At 72.0% G+C, this 14,915-nt stretch carries 13 protein-coding genes and 1 tRNA gene; 6 read left to right on the top strand and 8 right to left on the bottom strand.

The window, feature by feature from the left end; genetic code table 11:
• Window positions 1–33 precede the first annotated feature (33 nt).
• Window positions 34–519, top strand: a complete 486-nt coding sequence (locus tag NI25_RS22930; RefSeq protein ID WP_061444240.1) for a GNAT family N-acetyltransferase — start codon at window positions 34–36, stop codon at window positions 517–519.
• Between the two features lie 145 nt (window positions 520–664).
• Here the strand turns inward: NI25_RS22930 and NI25_RS22925 are convergent.
• The 7 genes from NI25_RS22925 to galU form a co-directional block, all read right to left on the bottom strand.
• Window positions 665–738, bottom strand: a tRNA-Ala gene (locus NI25_RS22925).
• A gap of 55 nt (window positions 739–793) precedes the next feature.
• Window positions 794–2,053, bottom strand: a complete 1,260-nt coding sequence (gene glpR / locus NI25_RS22920) for a gephyrin-like molybdotransferase receptor GlpR (protein WP_061444239.1) — start codon at window positions 2,051–2,053, stop codon at window positions 794–796.
• A gap of 173 nt (window positions 2,054–2,226) precedes the next feature.
• The gene (locus NI25_RS22915; protein WP_199561120.1) at window positions 2,227–2,907 is read right to left on the bottom strand and encodes a GNAT family N-acetyltransferase; all 681 of its coding nucleotides are present in this window, start codon (window positions 2,905–2,907) and stop codon (window positions 2,227–2,229) included.
• The gene (locus NI25_RS22910; RefSeq protein ID WP_061444237.1) at window positions 2,904–3,443 is read right to left on the bottom strand and encodes a MogA/MoaB family molybdenum cofactor biosynthesis protein; all 540 of its coding nucleotides are present in this window, start codon (window positions 3,441–3,443) and stop codon (window positions 2,904–2,906) included. Before NI25_RS22910 ends, NI25_RS22915 begins: the two co-directional genes overlap by 4 nt.
• Entirely contained in the window at window positions 3,440–3,952 is a 513-nt protein-coding gene (gene moaC / locus NI25_RS22905) for a cyclic pyranopterin monophosphate synthase MoaC (protein ID WP_061444236.1), read from the bottom strand. Before moaC ends, NI25_RS22910 begins: the two co-directional genes overlap by 4 nt.
• A gap of 86 nt (window positions 3,953–4,038) precedes the next feature.
• Complete coding sequence (gene glp / locus NI25_RS22900; RefSeq protein WP_061444235.1) at window positions 4,039–5,388, bottom strand: gephyrin-like molybdotransferase Glp; 1,350 nt, start codon at window positions 5,386–5,388, stop codon at window positions 4,039–4,041.
• The gene (galU, locus tag NI25_RS22895) at window positions 5,385–6,296 is read right to left on the bottom strand and encodes a UTP--glucose-1-phosphate uridylyltransferase GalU (protein WP_061444234.1); all 912 of its coding nucleotides are present in this window, start codon (window positions 6,294–6,296) and stop codon (window positions 5,385–5,387) included. Before galU ends, glp begins: the two co-directional genes overlap by 4 nt.
• A gap of 93 nt (window positions 6,297–6,389) precedes the next feature.
• Between galU and NI25_RS22890 the strand changes: the two genes are divergently transcribed.
• Entirely contained in the window at window positions 6,390–7,004 is a 615-nt protein-coding gene (locus NI25_RS22890) for a 5-formyltetrahydrofolate cyclo-ligase (RefSeq protein WP_061444233.1), read from the top strand.
• Between the two features lie 73 nt (window positions 7,005–7,077).
• Here the strand turns inward: NI25_RS22890 and NI25_RS22885 are convergent, their stop codons facing one another.
• Entirely contained in the window at window positions 7,078–9,894 is a 2,817-nt protein-coding gene (locus NI25_RS22885; RefSeq protein WP_061444232.1) for a penicillin acylase family protein, read from the bottom strand.
• Window positions 9,895–10,132: 238 nt separating this feature from the next.
• Here NI25_RS22885 and NI25_RS22880 point away from each other — a divergent pair, with 238 nt between their 5' ends.
• The 4 genes from NI25_RS22880 to NI25_RS22870 all read left to right on the top strand — a co-directional run bounded on the left by NI25_RS22880 (window position 10,133) and on the right by NI25_RS22870 (window position 14,666).
• Window positions 10,133–11,734: a potassium/proton antiporter gene (locus NI25_RS22880; protein WP_233520766.1), complete on the top strand. Its 1,602-nt coding sequence runs from the start codon at window positions 10,133–10,135 to the stop codon at window positions 11,732–11,734.
• A 251-nt stretch (window positions 11,735–11,985) separates the two neighbouring features.
• The gene (locus tag NI25_RS22875) at window positions 11,986–13,269 is read left to right on the top strand and encodes an MFS transporter (RefSeq protein ID WP_061444231.1); all 1,284 of its coding nucleotides are present in this window, start codon (window positions 11,986–11,988) and stop codon (window positions 13,267–13,269) included.
• A gap of 67 nt (window positions 13,270–13,336) precedes the next feature.
• Window positions 13,337–13,672 (top strand): FmdB family zinc ribbon protein, encoded by a 336-nt coding sequence (locus tag NI25_RS37835; RefSeq protein WP_078884706.1) that lies wholly within the window; start codon window positions 13,337–13,339, stop codon window positions 13,670–13,672.
• A gap of 106 nt (window positions 13,673–13,778) precedes the next feature.
• Window positions 13,779–14,666, top strand: a complete 888-nt coding sequence (locus NI25_RS22870) for an S-methyl-5'-thioadenosine phosphorylase (protein ID WP_061444230.1) — start codon at window positions 13,779–13,781, stop codon at window positions 14,664–14,666.
• Window positions 14,667–14,915: the final 249 nt, after the last annotated feature.

The raw sequence follows: 14,915 nt of genomic DNA, 5'->3' as shown, positions 1-14,915 counted from the left end.
CTCCGGACTCCGCATCGATATACGGTAGGCAGCATGAACATACGCAGGGTCCCCTTCGACCACCCCGACGCCGTGAAGCTCAACGACGAGGTCCAGGCCGAGTACGACCTCCGTTACGGCGACGGCGGCGACGCCACGCACCTGGACCCGTCGGACTTCGCGCCGCCGAACGGCCTGTACCTGGTCGCGTACGACGAGAACGACGTCCCGGTCGCCTCCGGCGGCTGGCGCCGCCAGGACGCCAACGACGAGGGCAATCTGGACGGGGACGCCGAGCTCAAGCGGATGTTCGTGGTCGAGCAGGTGCGCGGGCGCGGGCTGGCCCGGCGCATCCTGGCCGCCCTGGAGGAGGACGCCCGCGCGGCGGGCAGGGCCCGGATGGTCCTGGAGACCGGCACCAAGCAGCCGGAGGCGGTGGCCCTGTACACGTCCAGCGGCTACGAGCCCTGCGTGAAGTTCGGCTACTACCGCTTCCACGAGGAGAGCCTCTGCTACGCGAAGGCCCTCCAGGTCCCGTAGGCGGAAGGGGTCGGCCCCGGCACCACGGGACGGCCCGGGGGCCGGGGCTGGGACCGGGGCTGGGGCCAGGGCCGGGACCGGGACCGGGAAACGACGAAGGTCCCGGCCGATCGTGATGATCGGCCGGAACCTTCGTCAATGTGCGTGGACCTGAGGGGATTTGAACCCCTGGCCCCCTCGATGCGAACGAGGTGCGCTACCGGACTGCGCCACAGGCCCTTGCAACGAGTGAAACTCTAGCACCCCGCCCGGCCTGCTCAAAAATCGCTTCCGGCTACTCGTTGGCCGCGCGGGGGCGGTCGCCGTCCTCGTACTGGTCGAAGAGCGGTGTGCGGCCCCGCTCCCGGGCCCGGCGGGCGGACGCGGCGCGGCGGGCGTCGCTGCGGCCCGCGGCCTCCGGGCGCTCCTCGGCCGGTGCGGCCGACGGCCGGCCCCGGTCCGGGGCAGGGGCCTCTACGGCGTCCTCCTGGTCGGGCGCGACGGAACTGGAGCGCGCCGAGCTCCAGGCGTCCGGGGCCGCGAGGTCCACGTCGGGCGTGGCGCGGGGGGCGACCGGCGCGGTCACGTAGGTGGGCAGGGGCACCGGGACCGGGTCCCAGCTGTCGCCCTGCGGGCGCCCCCGGCGTTCCCGCTGCTGGTCGACCCACTCGGCGTGGTCGGTCTGCTCGACCAGTGCCCGCCGGTCCGCGGCGAGCGCCGACATTCCGGCGTCGGGTTCCACGTCGGGCCCGTCGTCCGGCTCCTCGGTGTCGAGGTCGCCGACGGGTCCGCCGGGCGGGTCGGCGGGACCGCGCCGGCGCGGGCGGGGGTCGCGGTCGCGCAGTCGCTGCGCGGCGGCCTCGGCCTGGCGGCGGTCCATCTGGAAGGCGAAGCGGCGGCGCTCCTGGGCGCGCAGGTGGGCGATGTAGGCGCTCAGCAGCACCGCGGGCACGCCCGGCGCCCACAGGAACGCGAGTCCGCCGACCGCCGCGACGACCGAGCCGAGCGTGAAGGCCAGGAAGAGCATCACGGTCGTACGCCGACGGCGGGCGAGGACCTTGGTGCGCCGGGCCCGTGCCGCGGCCGCCCCCGGCGACAGAGGTGCGCGCCGGGCCTGCGGCACCCGCCCCCGCGCCGGTGCCGCGCCGGGCCGGGCCGGATGGCCGGGTTCCGGGGACTGCCCGGATCTCGGACCCTGGTCGGGCCCGCCCGCACGGGGGCGTGCGGTTTCGGGCCGTTCCGCCGGCTGCCGGGACGGGGCCGGCCGGGTGTGCCGTCGGGTTCTGGACACGGCGAAGGCCCGGACGTCCACCGAGTCGGTGACGGCGTCCGGGGCGTCGGCGTCGGGCTCCGCCTCGTCGGCGGAGCGCGACCGCCGGTCCTTGGCGTACCGGCGCTCCATGCCCGCCCGTCCGGACAGGAGCCGGATGGCGGTGCTGAAGCGTTCCGTCGGACGGGCCTCGTTCAGCTCGTCCTGCCTACGGAGCCACATCGGCACCAAGTAGGCGGCCCAGGCCCCGACGATGACTGCGTAGATGAGGCCGCTGCTGCTCACGTCTCACACGGTAGAGGGGTTTGCGTGAGGCCATCCGCCAATTGAGCCGGTGTGTCGCACGATCTGGCTGATATTTCGAACTTTTCTTGTGACCGATCCGATCAACCGACTGTCAGGACCGGGACATTATCCGATTCGGGTTGGTCGCGGCCCGACCAAATTCGAACGTTTATTCAATTACCGGCGTTTCCGGTCCTCCCGGGGTTCCCGCCGTTTCCGGTGTTGCCGGCGTTCGGGGCGCCGCGGTGCCGTGACCGGTGCCAGCGCCGCAGCAGACCCTCGGGAACCTCTTCCGCGGTGAGTGCGAAGACGAGATGGTCCCGCCAGGCTCCGTCGATGTGCAGATAACGCGGCCTGAGGCCCTCCTGGCGGAATCCGAGTTTCTCCACGACCCGGCGGCTGGGTGCGTTCTCGGGGCGAATGCAGACCTCGACCCGGTGCAGTCCGACGGTGCGGAAACAGTGGTCCACCGCCATCGCCACGGCCGTCGGCATCACCCCGCGGCCGGCCACCGCCTCGTCCACCCAGTAGCCGATGTGTCCGGAGCACATCGAGCCCCAGGTGATGCCGGCCACCGTCAACTGGCCGGCCAGCCGCCCCCGGTACTCGATGACGAAGGGCAGCATCCGGCCCGCGTGGGCCTCGGAGCGCAGGTGCCGCACCATCTGGCGGTAGGTGGGCCGGTGCGCGATAGGACCGCCGGGTCCGGGCGGCGGGATGGTGGCCTCCCAGGGGCGCAGCCAGTCCCGGTTGCGCCGGTTGACCTCGCGCCAGTTCCGTTGGTCGCGCAGCCTTATCGGCCTCAGGACGATGTCGCCGTCCGTCAGCTCCGCGGGCCAGGACGGGCCGTTCAGCTCGCACCCCCACCACTGGCGGGTCTCGGGTGGTCGCCGCCGCGCAGCTGGTCCACGGCGTGCTTCAGCAGCGGTTCCAGCACGGCGAGGCCGTCCTTCACCCCGCCGGAGGAGCCCGGCAGGTTGACGATCAGCGTGCCGGCCGCCACTCCGGCCAGTCCCCTGGAGAGCGCCGCGGTCGGCACCTTGTCGCGGCCGTACGCCCGGATCGCCTCGGCGATGCCCGGGACCTCGTGCTCGATCACGGCGCGGGTCGCCTCGGGGGTGCGGTCGGTCGGCGAGATGCCGGTGCCGCCGGTGGTGACGATCACGTCGTAACCCGCTTCGACGCCCGCGCGAAGGGCGGCCTCCACGGGGTCGCCGTCGGGCACGACCTGCGGGCCGTCGACGGCGAAGCCGAAGCGGCGCAGGCCCTCGGCGATCAGCGGGCCGCCCCTGTCCTCGTAGACGCCGGCGGCGGCCCGGTTGGACGCCGTGACGACCAGGGCGGCGTACGGCCCGAGGAGGGCGCCCGCCGCGGAGGCGTCCGGCGTCATGACCGGTTCCAGTCGCCGGACTTGCCGCCCGTCTTCTGTTCCACCCGCACGTCCGTGATGACCGCTCCCTTGTCGACCGCCTTGACCATGTCGACCACGGTGAGCGCGGCGACGGAGACCGCGGTGAGCGCCTCCATCTCGACGCCCGTGCGATCCGTCGTCTTCACCGTGGCGGTGATCTCCACGGCGTCGTCCGCGACCGACAGGTCCAGTTTCACACCGGAGACCGACAAGGGGTGGCACAAGGGGATCAGATCGGGGGTGCGTTTGGCGCCCATGATGCCGGCGATGCGCGCGGTGGCCAGGGCGTCGCCCTTCGGGACACCCTCGCCGCGCAGCAGTTCGACGACGCGGGGCGCGACGAGGACGCGTCCGCTGGCGCGGGCGGTGCGGGCGGTCACGTCCTTGCCGGACACGTCGACCATCCGGGCGGCGCCCGCCTCGTCGATGTGGGTCAGCCGGTCCTGCGGGTCCTGTCCGCTGCCGGACGGTCGGTCCTGCGTACTCATGCTCGTGTGGCGCTCCCGGTCCTGGCCCGGCGCGGTGCGGCGCGTGGGCCTGCTGTGCGCGACACGGTACCGCCATCGTGGGCCGCTCAGCCGAGCAGGACCACCTCGACCTCGGCCCCGGGCTCGACGGACTCGGTGTCCTCGGGGACGACGATCAGCGCGTTGGCGTGCGCGAGGGCGGCCACCAGGTGGGAGCCGGAGCCGCCGACCGGGGTGACCGATCCGTCGCTGTGGCTGCCCCGCAGGAACTGCCGGCGGCCCTTCGGCGAGGTCAGCGCCTTGTCCGCGGCCAGGGACGCGGTGACCGTCGGACGGTGCACGTCGGGCAGGCCCATGAGGGTGCGGATCGCGGGGCGCACGAACAGTTCGAAGGAGACGTACGACGACACCGGGTTGCCGGGCAGCGCGAGCAGCGGGGTGTGGTCGGGGCCGATCGAGCCGAACCCCTGGGGCTTGCCGGGCTGCATGGCGAGCTTGCGGAAGTCCACGCCCCCGCCCGGCTCGTCCTCGTCGCCGACGTGCGCCAGCGCCTCCTTGACCACGTCGTACGCCCCGACGCTCACGCCGCCGGTGGTGACCATCAGGTCGGCGCGCACCAGTTGGTCCTCGATGGTGGACCGCAGGGTGTCGGCGTCGTCGGTGACGGCGCCCACCCGGTAGGCGATGGCGCCGGCGTCGCGGGCGGCCGCGGTGAGGGCGAAGCTGTTGGAGTCGTAGATCTGACCGGACGCCAGCTGCTCGTCGGGCTGCACCAGTTCGCTGCCGGTGGAGAGCACCACCACGCGCGGGCGCGGGCGCACCCGTACCGTGCCCCGGCCGATGGCGGCGAGCAGGCCGATCTGCGGCGGGCCGAGCACGGTGCCGGCCGCCAGGGCGCGGTCTCCGGAGCGGACGTCGCTGCCCTTGGCGCGGACGTGCGCGCGTTCCTCGGCCGGCCGGTACACGTGGACGTGCCCCCGGGCGCCCTCGGGGGTCAGGCTGCGGGCGCGCATGCCGGCCACCGGGCCCTCGCCGAGCCCGCCGTCGGTCCACTCCACGGGGACGACGGCCTCGGCGCCGGGCGGGAGCGGGGCGCCGGTCATGATGCGGGCGGCCTGGCCGGGGCCCACCGTGACCGGGTCGGCCTGGCCGGCGGCGACGTCCCCGACGACCTCCAGGACGGCGGGGAACTCCTCGCTGGCTCCCGCGACGTCGGTGACCCGCACCGCGTACCCGTCCATGGAGCTGTTGTCGAACGGCGGCAGGGACAGCGGCACCGTGATGTCGTCGACCAGGACGCAGCCCTGGGCGTCGAGCAGGTTCAGCTCGATGGGGTCCAGGGGGCGGACGGTGGCGAGGACGTCGTCCAGGTGCTCCTGGACCGACCACAGCCGGTCCTGGCCGGGGCCCGCGGTGGCGTGGTCGTGGCCGGTGTCACGGTGCGCGCTGCTGCTCAACGGACTTGCATCTCCTCGGCTACGTAACTGCGAAGCCAGGTCCGGAAGTCCGGGCCCAGGTCTTCACGTTCGCATGCGAGTCGGACAATGGCACGCAGGTAGTCGCCGCGGTCGCCGGTGTCATAGCGGCGGCCCTTGAAGACGACGCCGTGCACGGGACCGCCGGCCTTCTCGTCCGCCGCGAGCTGCTGGAGGGCGTCGGTGATCTGGATCTCGCCGCCGCGGCCGGGCTCGGTCTTGCGGAGTATGTCGAAGATGCGCGGGTCGAGGACGTAGCGGCCGATGATGGCGTAGTTGGAGGGCGCGTCGGCCGCGTCGGGCTTCTCGACCAGCCCGGTGACCTTGACGACGTCGCCCTCGTCGGTCGGGGCGACGGAGGCGCAGCCGTAGAGGTGGATCTGCTCCGGCGCGACCTCCATGAGGGCGATCACGCTGCCGCCGTACTGCTCCTGGACGTCGATCATGCGCTGGAGCAGCGGGTCGCGCGGGTCGATCAGGTCGTCGCCGAGCAGGACCGCGAAGGGCTCGTGACCGACGTGCGGCGCGGCGCACAGGACGGCGTGGCCGAGGCCCTTGGGGTCGCCCTGCCGGACGTAGTGGATCATCGCGAGGTCGCTGGACTCCTGGACCTTGGCCAGGCGGCCCGCGTCGCCCTTCTTCTGGAGGGCGGACTCCAGTTCGTAGTTGCGGTCGAAGTGGTCTTCCAGGGGGCGCTTGTTGCGGCCCGTGACCATGAGGACGTCGCCGAGGCCCGCGGCCACGGCCTCTTCGACCACGTACTGGATCGCCGGCTTGTCGACGACCGGCAGCATCTCCTTGGGAGTGGCCTTGGTGGCCGGCAGGAACCGGGTACCGAGGCCGGCTGCTGGGATGACAGCCTTGCTGATCCTGGGGTGGGACTGAGTCATGCGCGCCACCATATCCGGTGCCTATAGGGAGAATCTGTGACTCGGGACCACTGCTGCTCATATGAGCGCATTAGCGCGGTACAGGAGTCATTCATGTCTCGTCACGGCCCTGCGGACGAACCTGACAAGCGGACGTTGCGGCGGGATTTCCTCGCGGCGAGGAACCGGTTGACGCCGGATGACGTGCGGGAAGCCGCGGACGCGCTGGCCGGGCGGGCGCTCGGGCTGCCGGAGGTGGCGGGGGCGCGCGCCGTGGCGGCGTACGTCTCCGTGGGCGCCGAGCCGGGCACTCTCGCGCTCCTGGAGGCGCTGCGCGCGCGGGGGGTGCGCGTCCTGCTGCCCGCGCTGCTGCCGGACAACGACCTGGACTGGGGCGAGTACACCGGGGAGGACTCCCTCGCGCGCGTGCGGCACGGCGGGCGGATGGAGCTGTTCGAACCCGCCGGGGAGCGCCTGGGGCCGGACGCGGTGACGCGGGCGGACGTCGTGCTGCTGCCGGGAGTGGCGGTGGACGGCCGCGGCCTGCGCCTGGGGCGCGGCGGAGGGTCCTACGACCGGGTGCTGGCCCGTCTGGCGGCCGCGGGCGCCCGGCCCGCGCTGCTGGTGCTGCTCTACGACGGGGAGGTCGTCGCGCGCGTGCCCGCGGAGCCGCACGACCGGCCGGTGGACGCGGTGGTGACGCCGTCGGGGGTGCGCAGGTTCCGCTGACGCCTTCCGGCACGGAGAACGGCCTCCACGCGCGTGTGGAGGCCGTTCTCGTGCGACGGGCGCGGACGCCGGGTTACGGCTTGAGCACCAGGGTGTCGCTCGTGCTCTCGTCGACGGCCTTCTTCGAGAAGGACCACGGCAGCAGTTCGCCTTCGGCCCACTTGTCGGTCTGGTCGGTGTAGTGCGCGCTGTAGGCGTGTCCGGAGGCGCCGGTGAGGTTGATCCAGCGGGACTTGTCGAGGTCGCCGAGGTTGACCACCATGCGCATGGACGGCACCCAGATCACCCCGTAGCCGCCGGCCGCGTTCCAGCCGGAGGCGTTGACCGCGGCCTCGCCGCCGCTGAGCTTCCAGGGGCCGCGGTTGAGCGCGTACTTCAGGAAGCCGGGGCCCTCCTTGCCCAGGGTCTGGTTCTTCAGGAACAGGCGGTGCAGCCGGCCCCAGTTCCAGGTGTCGATGTCCTTGCCGAGCTTGGCGGTCAGCTCCCAGCGGGCGTCGATCATGGCGCGCTTGAACAGGTCGTCGCGGTTGTGGTCGGCGCCCTTGCGGGTTCCGTTGGCGGGCGTCGTCCACCAGTCGCTCTTCGGCTTGTCCATCAGGTTGCGCACGACCTCGAACCAGCGGTCGCCGCCGTCGGGCTGGGCCTGGCCGGGGTCGCGCTGACCGCACTCGCGGACCTTGTTGGTCTCGTCCGCGGGGCCGGTGGTGTTGACCGGGTCGACCCACAGGCACTGGCCCTCGACCCGCAGCTCCTTGGGCAGCTTGTTGCCGAAGGCGAGCTTGAGGATGTTGCGCCAGACGGCGTTGAAGTAGGCGGCGGCGGCCGAGTCGGCGTCCTGGGTGTAGTCCCAGCCCTCCAGCAGCTTCTGCGCCTCGCGGACGTCCTTGTCGTCGATGTCGATCTTCAGCAGCTGGGGCACGAGCAGCTTGGCCATCTCGCTGCTGTTGTCCAGCTGCATCTGCCGCATGTCGTCGGTGGAGATCTTGCCGCCGTCCTTGATCTTCTGCTCGATCAGGGAGGTGATGCGCTGGCTGCGGGCGCCGTAGCCCCAGTCCGTGGTGAGCGTGTACGGGTAGTCCTCGTCGACGACGGCCTGGTTGGCGGTCACGATGTAGCCGCGCTCCGGGTCGTACTCGTAGGGCAGCTCGTCCTGGTCGATGTACTCGCCGGTCCAGCGGTACTTGGAGCTCCAGCCCGGCGCCGGGACCGAGCCGTCGTGGCCCTTGGCGCGCACCGGGATCCGGCCCGGCAGCGTGTAGCCGATGTGCTCGCTGTCGGCGTAGACCAGGTTCTGCGAGGGCACGTCGAACAGGGTGGCGGCCTCGCGGAAGTCGTCCCAGTTCTGCGCCCGGTCGATCGCGAAGACGGCGTCCATGGTGGTGCCCGCCTCCAGCGCGGTCCAGCGCAGGGCCACGCCGTATCCGTCACCGCGGTCGGGGGCGGAGCTGTCGACGGTGGCCTTCTTGCCGGTCTTCACCAGCTCGTCGTCGCGGTCGGAGAGCAGGGGGCCGTTGTTGGTCTCGCGGACGACGATCTTCTTGGCGTCGCCGCCGGCGACCTTGATGGTCTCCTCGCGGGTCTCGAAGGGGACCACCTTGCCGTCGTACTGGTAGCCCTCGCCGGTGATCTTCTCCAGGTAGAGGTCGGTGACGTCGGCGCCGGAGTTGGTCAGGCCCCAGGCGATCTCCTGGTTGTGGCCGATGACCACGCCGGGCATGCCCGCGAAGGTGTAGCCGGCCACGTCGTACTGGCACTTGGCGGAGACGGTGCGGCAGTGCAGGCCCATCTGGTACCAGACGGACGGCAGGGACGGCGACAGGTGCGGGTCGTTGGCCAGCAGCGGCTTGCCGGTGATGGTGTGCTTGCCGGAGACGACCCAGGAGTTGGAGCCGATGCCGTTGCCGTTCACGCCGACGGCGGTGGGGACGTCGTCCAGGACCTCCTGGAGCCCGGCCAGTTGTCCCTGGAGAGCGCTGCCGGCACCGGTTCCGGTGCCTGTGCCGGTTCCCGTGCCCGTCCCGGTTCCGGTGCCTGTGCCGGTTCCCGTCCCGGTTCCCGTGCCGTCGCCGTCACCGCTGCCCGACGAGCCGCCGTCGCCGCCGTCGAAGGTCTGGGTGAGCTCGTCGTACTGGCCCTCCTGGACGATCGCCTTGTTGCGGTCGTACGGGTAGGCCGGGTAGAGGTCGGCGATCTGCTTGGGGCCCAGGCGGCTGGTCATCAGGGCGCGGTCGACCTCGTCCTGCATGTTGCCGCGCAGGTCCCAGGCCATCGCCTTGAGCCAGGCCACCGAGTCGACCGGGGTCCACTCCTGGGGCTTGTAGTCGTTGGTGAAGCCGAGGGCCGCGTACTCCAGGGAGATGTCCGCGCCCTCCTTGCCCTTCAGGTAGGCGTTGACGCCCTTGGAGTACGCCTGGAGGTACTTCTTGGTGGAGTCCGACAGCTTCTCGTCGTACTCCTTCTTCGCCACCCGGTGCCAGCCCAGGGTGCGCAGGAACTCGTCGTTGTCGATCTGGCTCTTGCCGAACATCTCCGACAGACGCCCGGCGGTCATGTGCCGGCGGACGTCCATCTCGTAGAACCGGTCCTGCGCCTGGACGTAGCCCTGCGCCATGAACAGGTCCTCGTCGGTGGAGGCGTAGATCTGCGGGATGCCGTACCCGTCGCGCTTGACGTCGACCGGGCCCGACAGGCCGTCGAGCGTGATCGAGCCCTTGGTCTGCGGGAAGGAGGCGCGGACGGTGCTGATCGACCAGTACGCCCCGTAGGCGAGGCCGCCGATGAGGGCCAGGACCAGCACGAGGACGAGCAGGCGGCCCTTGCGCCCCTTCCCCTTCTTCCTGCCGGACGTGCCGGACTGCTGACCCGGGGTGGCGGTGGTGGTGGGGGGCATCGCTGTCCTTGCTGTCCTAACACGAGCGGCAGGGGCGGGCTGTGCTTCGTACGGAGGCTGAGCGCTGAGCGCCGAGCGCTGGAGCAACTGTAGGCGCAGGCCCGGCTCCGCCTTGACGCGGAGTCGGGTACAGGGGCGCACGGGCGTTCGATCTTGCCAAGCCGAGCGTCAAGAAAGCGTCAAGAGTTAGGTAAGGTAACGAAGTAGTTGCCCGCGCAGTACGGCGGATTCGTGTGCCATGGGGGTGCGCCTCGCGCACAACGCGGGCGCGTTCGCCCACGCTGTGATCCGTGCTGTGCGCCAGGGAAGGGAACGGCCGCTGACTGTCCACCACCTCAACCAGCTCCTGCTCGTCTGCTCGCTCGTCCTCCTCATCGCCGTGGCGGCGGTCCGGATCTCCTCGCGCAGCGGGCTCCCCAGCCTGCTCGTCTACCTGGCCATCGGCATCGCCATGGGCCAGGACGGCATCGGCGACATCAAGTTCGACGACGCCGAACTGGTCCAGGTCATCGGCTACGGGGCCCTGGTCGTGATCCTGGCCGAGGGCGGCCTCGGCACGAAGTGGAAGGAGGCGAAACCGGCCCTCCCGGCCGCCTCCGCGCTGGCCCTGGCCGGAGTCGCGGTGAGCGTCGGCGTGACCGCGACGGGCGCGCACTACCTGACGGGGCTGGAGTGGCGGCAGGCGCTGATCATCGGGGCCGTGGTCTCCTCCACGGACGCCGCGGCCGTCTTCTCCGTGCTGCGCCGGATTCCGCTGCCCAAGCGGATAACGGGCACGCTGGAGGCCGAGTCCGGCTTCAACGACGCCCCGGTGGTCATCCTCGTGGTCGCCTTCTCCACGGCGGGACCGATCGAGCACTGGTACGTGCTGATCGGCGAGATCGCCCTGGAGCTGGCCATCGGCGCGGCCATCGGGCTCGCGGTCGGCTGGCTCGGCTCCTGGGGACTGAAGCACGTGGCGCTGCCCGCCTCCGGCCTCTACCCCATCGCCGTCATGTCGATCGCCATCGCGGCCTACGCGGCCGGCGCCATCGCCCACGGCAGCGGCTTCCTGGCCGTCTACCTCGCCTCCATGGTCATGGGCAACGCGCGGCTGCCGCACTGGCCCGCCACCCGGGGCTTCGCCGACGGGCTCGGCTGGCTCGCCCAGATCGGCATGTTCGTCCTGCTCGGACTGCTGGTCACCCCACACGAACTGGGCGACGACATCCTGCCCGCGCTCGTGATCGGCCTCGTGCTCACCATGGTCGCGCGGCCGCTGAGCGTCGTGCTGTGCCTGGTGCCCTTCCGGGTGCCGTGGCAGGAGCAGGCCCTGATGTCGTGGGCGGGGCTGCGCGGCGCGGTGCCCATCATCCTGGCGACGATTCCCATGGTCGAGGGCGTCGCGGGCAGTCACCGCATCTTCAACATCGTCTTCGTGCTGGTCGTCGTCTACACCCTGGTCCAGGGGCCGACGCTGCCGTGGCTGGCCCGCAAGCTGCGCCTGGGCAAGGGCGACGAGGCGGCCGACCTCGGCATCGAGTCGGCGCCCCTGGAGCGGCTGCGCGGGCACCTGCTGTCGGTGACGATTCCCGAGGGTTCGAAGATGCACGGCGTCGAGGTCAACGAGCTGCGGCTGCCCACCGGGTCCGCCGTCACGCTGGTCGTCCGCGACGGCACGTCCTTCGTGCCGCTGCCGACCACGGGGCTGCGCCGCGGGGACGAACTCCTGGTGGTCGCCACCGACCCCGTCCGGGACGCCGCCGAGGCGCGGCTGCGCGCGGTCGGCCACGGCGGCAAGCTGGCCGGCTGGCTGGGCACCGGCGGAGCCGAGGACACCACCCGCCGCAATCGCAGGTGAGCATGGGAGGGGTGCCCCCTTTCACAGGCCGCACCCCTCCCGTCCCCTGTACGATGAAGGCCGCACCTGATCGAACCACCTCTGCCTGAAGCAGAGCTGGCGCGACCGTATGGCGGTCGGATCGCCCCCTCATCCACGCGGGCTCCGGCATCTACCGCAGTCCGCGCGAGTGGACAGCTCTCGGCGCTCCCGCACGACGACCACCACGAGGCGGCGGGACCGCGCTACCAGGCGGCAGAAAGGCACGGGCCGTGGCATCCACGGTCACCCGCCCGGGATACGGGCAGCTGCTGCGCACCCGCGGCGCCTGGACGTTCCTGCTCCCCGGCTTCGCGGCACGCCAGCCGTTCGCGATGCTGACCCTCTCCATCGTGCTGCTGGTGCAGCACACCACCGGCTCCTACGGCGTCGCCGGCGCCGCCGCGGCCGTCACCGGCGTCTCCATGGCCCTGTTCGCGCCCTACAGCGGACGGCTCGCCGACCGCTACGGACAGCGCACCGTCCTGCTGCCCGGCGTGCTCGTGCACGCGGCGGCCGGGCTGACCCTGACCTTCCTCGCGCTGGCGGACGCGCCCCTGTGGGCGCTGTTTCTGGCGGCCGTGCCGACCGGCGCCTCGGTGCCGCAGGTCGGGCCGATGGTGCGGGCGCGCTGGGCCGTGAAGCTCAAGGACTCACCCCTGATGAGCACGGCGGCCGCCTTCGAGTCCGTCACCGACGAGCTGACCTTCGTCCTCGGCCCCCTGCTGGCGACCGCCCTGTGCACGTCCGTCGACCCCGCCGCGGGCCTGGTCACGGAGGCCGCGCTCACCCTGGTGGGCGGTCTGCTGTTCGCCGCGCAGAAGAGCACTCAGCCCGTTGTCGGTGGCTCCGGTGGCGCCGACGGTTCCGGCGGCGAGCACGCACGCGTGGAGCACGTTTCCGCGCTGCGGGTCCCCGGCGTGCGGGTCCTCGTCGTGGTCTTCCTGGGCATCGGTTCCGTCTTCGGCGGCATGCAGGTCTCGCTGGCCGCGTTCACGGAGTCGATCGGCGAGCCGGGCCTGAACGGCGTCCTGTACGGCGTCTTCGCCGCGGGCAACATGATCTCCGGTCTGGCCTGCGGCGCCATCGCCTGGAAGGTGGCCCCGCAGCAGCGCCTCCTCGTCGGCTACACCGCCCTCGCGCTGACCGCGTCCGGCCTGTGGGCCGCGCACTCGGTGCTCGTGCTGGCCGGCCTCGGCCTGCTGGTCGGCATGTGCATCGCGCCCGCCATCGTCACCGGGTACACCCTGGTCGAGGGGCTGGTCCCGGCGGGCGCCCGCACCGAGGCCTTCACCTGGCTGACCGGCGCCGTCGCGCTGGGCCAGGCGGCGGCCGTGACCGTCGCCGGGCAGCTTGAGGACCGCTTTTGGGACGGCGCCGGGTTCCTGGTGCCGATGGGCGGTACGGTCCTCGCGCTGGCGGTCCTGGTGACGCTGCGCTCGCGGCTGGCGACGCGGTCCCACGGCCGTACGGTCGCACGTGGTGTCGGTCACCGCGCGCCCGCCACAGTGGACTGATCCCTCGGAATACGTCACTATGGACCGTCGTTAGCACTCATCGAGTGAGAGTGCCAGGAGGAAGACAGTGCCGACGTACCAGTACCAGTGCACCGAGTGCGGCGAGGGCCTCGAGGCGGTGCAGAAGTTCACCGACGACGCCCTCACCGAGTGCCCGAACTGCCAGGGACGCCTGAAGAAGGTGTTCTCGGCCGTCGGCATCGTCTTCAAGGGCTCCGGCTTCTACCGCAACGACAGCCGCGGCAGCTCGTCGAGCAGCTCGCCCGCCTCGTCGTCGAAGGCGTCGTCCTCGGCCTCTTCTTCGTCCTCCTCGGACTCGGGCTCGTCGTCCTCGTCCTCCTCGGGCTCCGGCTCGTCGTCGGGCTCGGGCAGCAGCTCCTCCGCGGGCAGCACCGCCGCCTAGGTCCGTCACCTCCGGCTTCCCGCCGCGCGGGGCCGGTTCTTACGGGACCCTGTCGTCCTCCGGCGACGGGGTCCTCGGCGTTGCCCGCGGCGGTTAGGGTGCGGGCATGGCGAACAAGGTGAAGGCCGAGAACGTGCGGACCGCGAACGGGCAGGCCGAGAACGCGCGGGCCGAGATCGGCGTGATCGGCGGCTCCGGGTTCTACTCGTTCCTCGACGACGTGACCGAGGTCCGGGTGGACACCCCGTACGGGCCGCCCAGCGACTCACTCTTCCTCGGCGAGGTCGCCGGCCGGCGCGTCGCCTTCCTCCCCCGGCACGGTCGCGGCCACCATCTGCCGCCCCACCGGATCAACTACCGCGCCAACCTGTGGGCGCTGCGCGCGGTGGGCGCCCGCCAGGTCTTCGGGCCGTGCGCGGTCGGCGGCCTGCGCCCCGAGTACGGGCCGGGCACGCTGCTGGTGCCGGACCAGTTCGTCGACCGTACGCGGTCCCGAGCGTCGACCTACTTCGACGGGCAGCCGACGCCCGACGGGACCGTCCCCAACGTGGTGCACGTCTCGCTGGCCGACCCGTACTGCCCCACCGGACGGGCCGCCGCGCTGAAGGCGGCCCGGGGGCGGGACTGGGAACCGGTGGACGGCGGCACCCTGGTCGTGGTCGAGGGGCCGCGCTTCGGAACCCGCGCGGAATCCCTGTGGCACCGGGCGCAGGGCTGGTCGGTGGTGGGCATGACCGGCCACCCCGAGGCGGCACTCGCCCGGGAACTGGAGCTCTGCTACACCTCGCTGACCCTGGTGACCGACCTCGACGCCGGCGCGGAGAGCGGCGAGGGTGTCTCGCACGAGGAGGTGCTGCGGGTCTTCGCGGCCAACGTGGACCGGCTGCGGGGCGTCCTGTTCGACGCGGTGGCCGCGCTGCCGGCTACGGGGGAACGGGACTGCCCGTGCGGGGCGGCGCTGGGCGGGATGGATCCGGGGATCGCGCTGCCGTAGGGGGTGCGGCCGGGGGCCGAAGCGCTGGAACAACCCGTTCCGGTGAGGGAGTTGTCCACAACCGGGCGGCGGTCCACGGGCGTCGGCGGGACTCGGTGAAAAGCCTCAACGTGGGAGCGCAAGCCGGTCCCTCGTCACAGGTGGTGGTCACCGTGTTCCGTCCCTCCCTGCCCTCTCCCTCCCCGCTCTCTCCTTCCCTGTCCTCTCCTTCCCTGCCGTCTTCGCCTCCCCCGCTTCTCCCGCCTCCCT

This window comes from Streptomyces sp. CCM_MD2014, assembly GCF_000772045.1.
Taxonomy (GTDB): domain Bacteria; phylum Actinomycetota; class Actinomycetes; order Streptomycetales; family Streptomycetaceae; genus Streptomyces; species Streptomyces salinarius.
The sequence above is the reverse complement of the archived record's forward strand: the minus strand, read 5'-3'. Positions and strand labels throughout refer to the sequence as shown.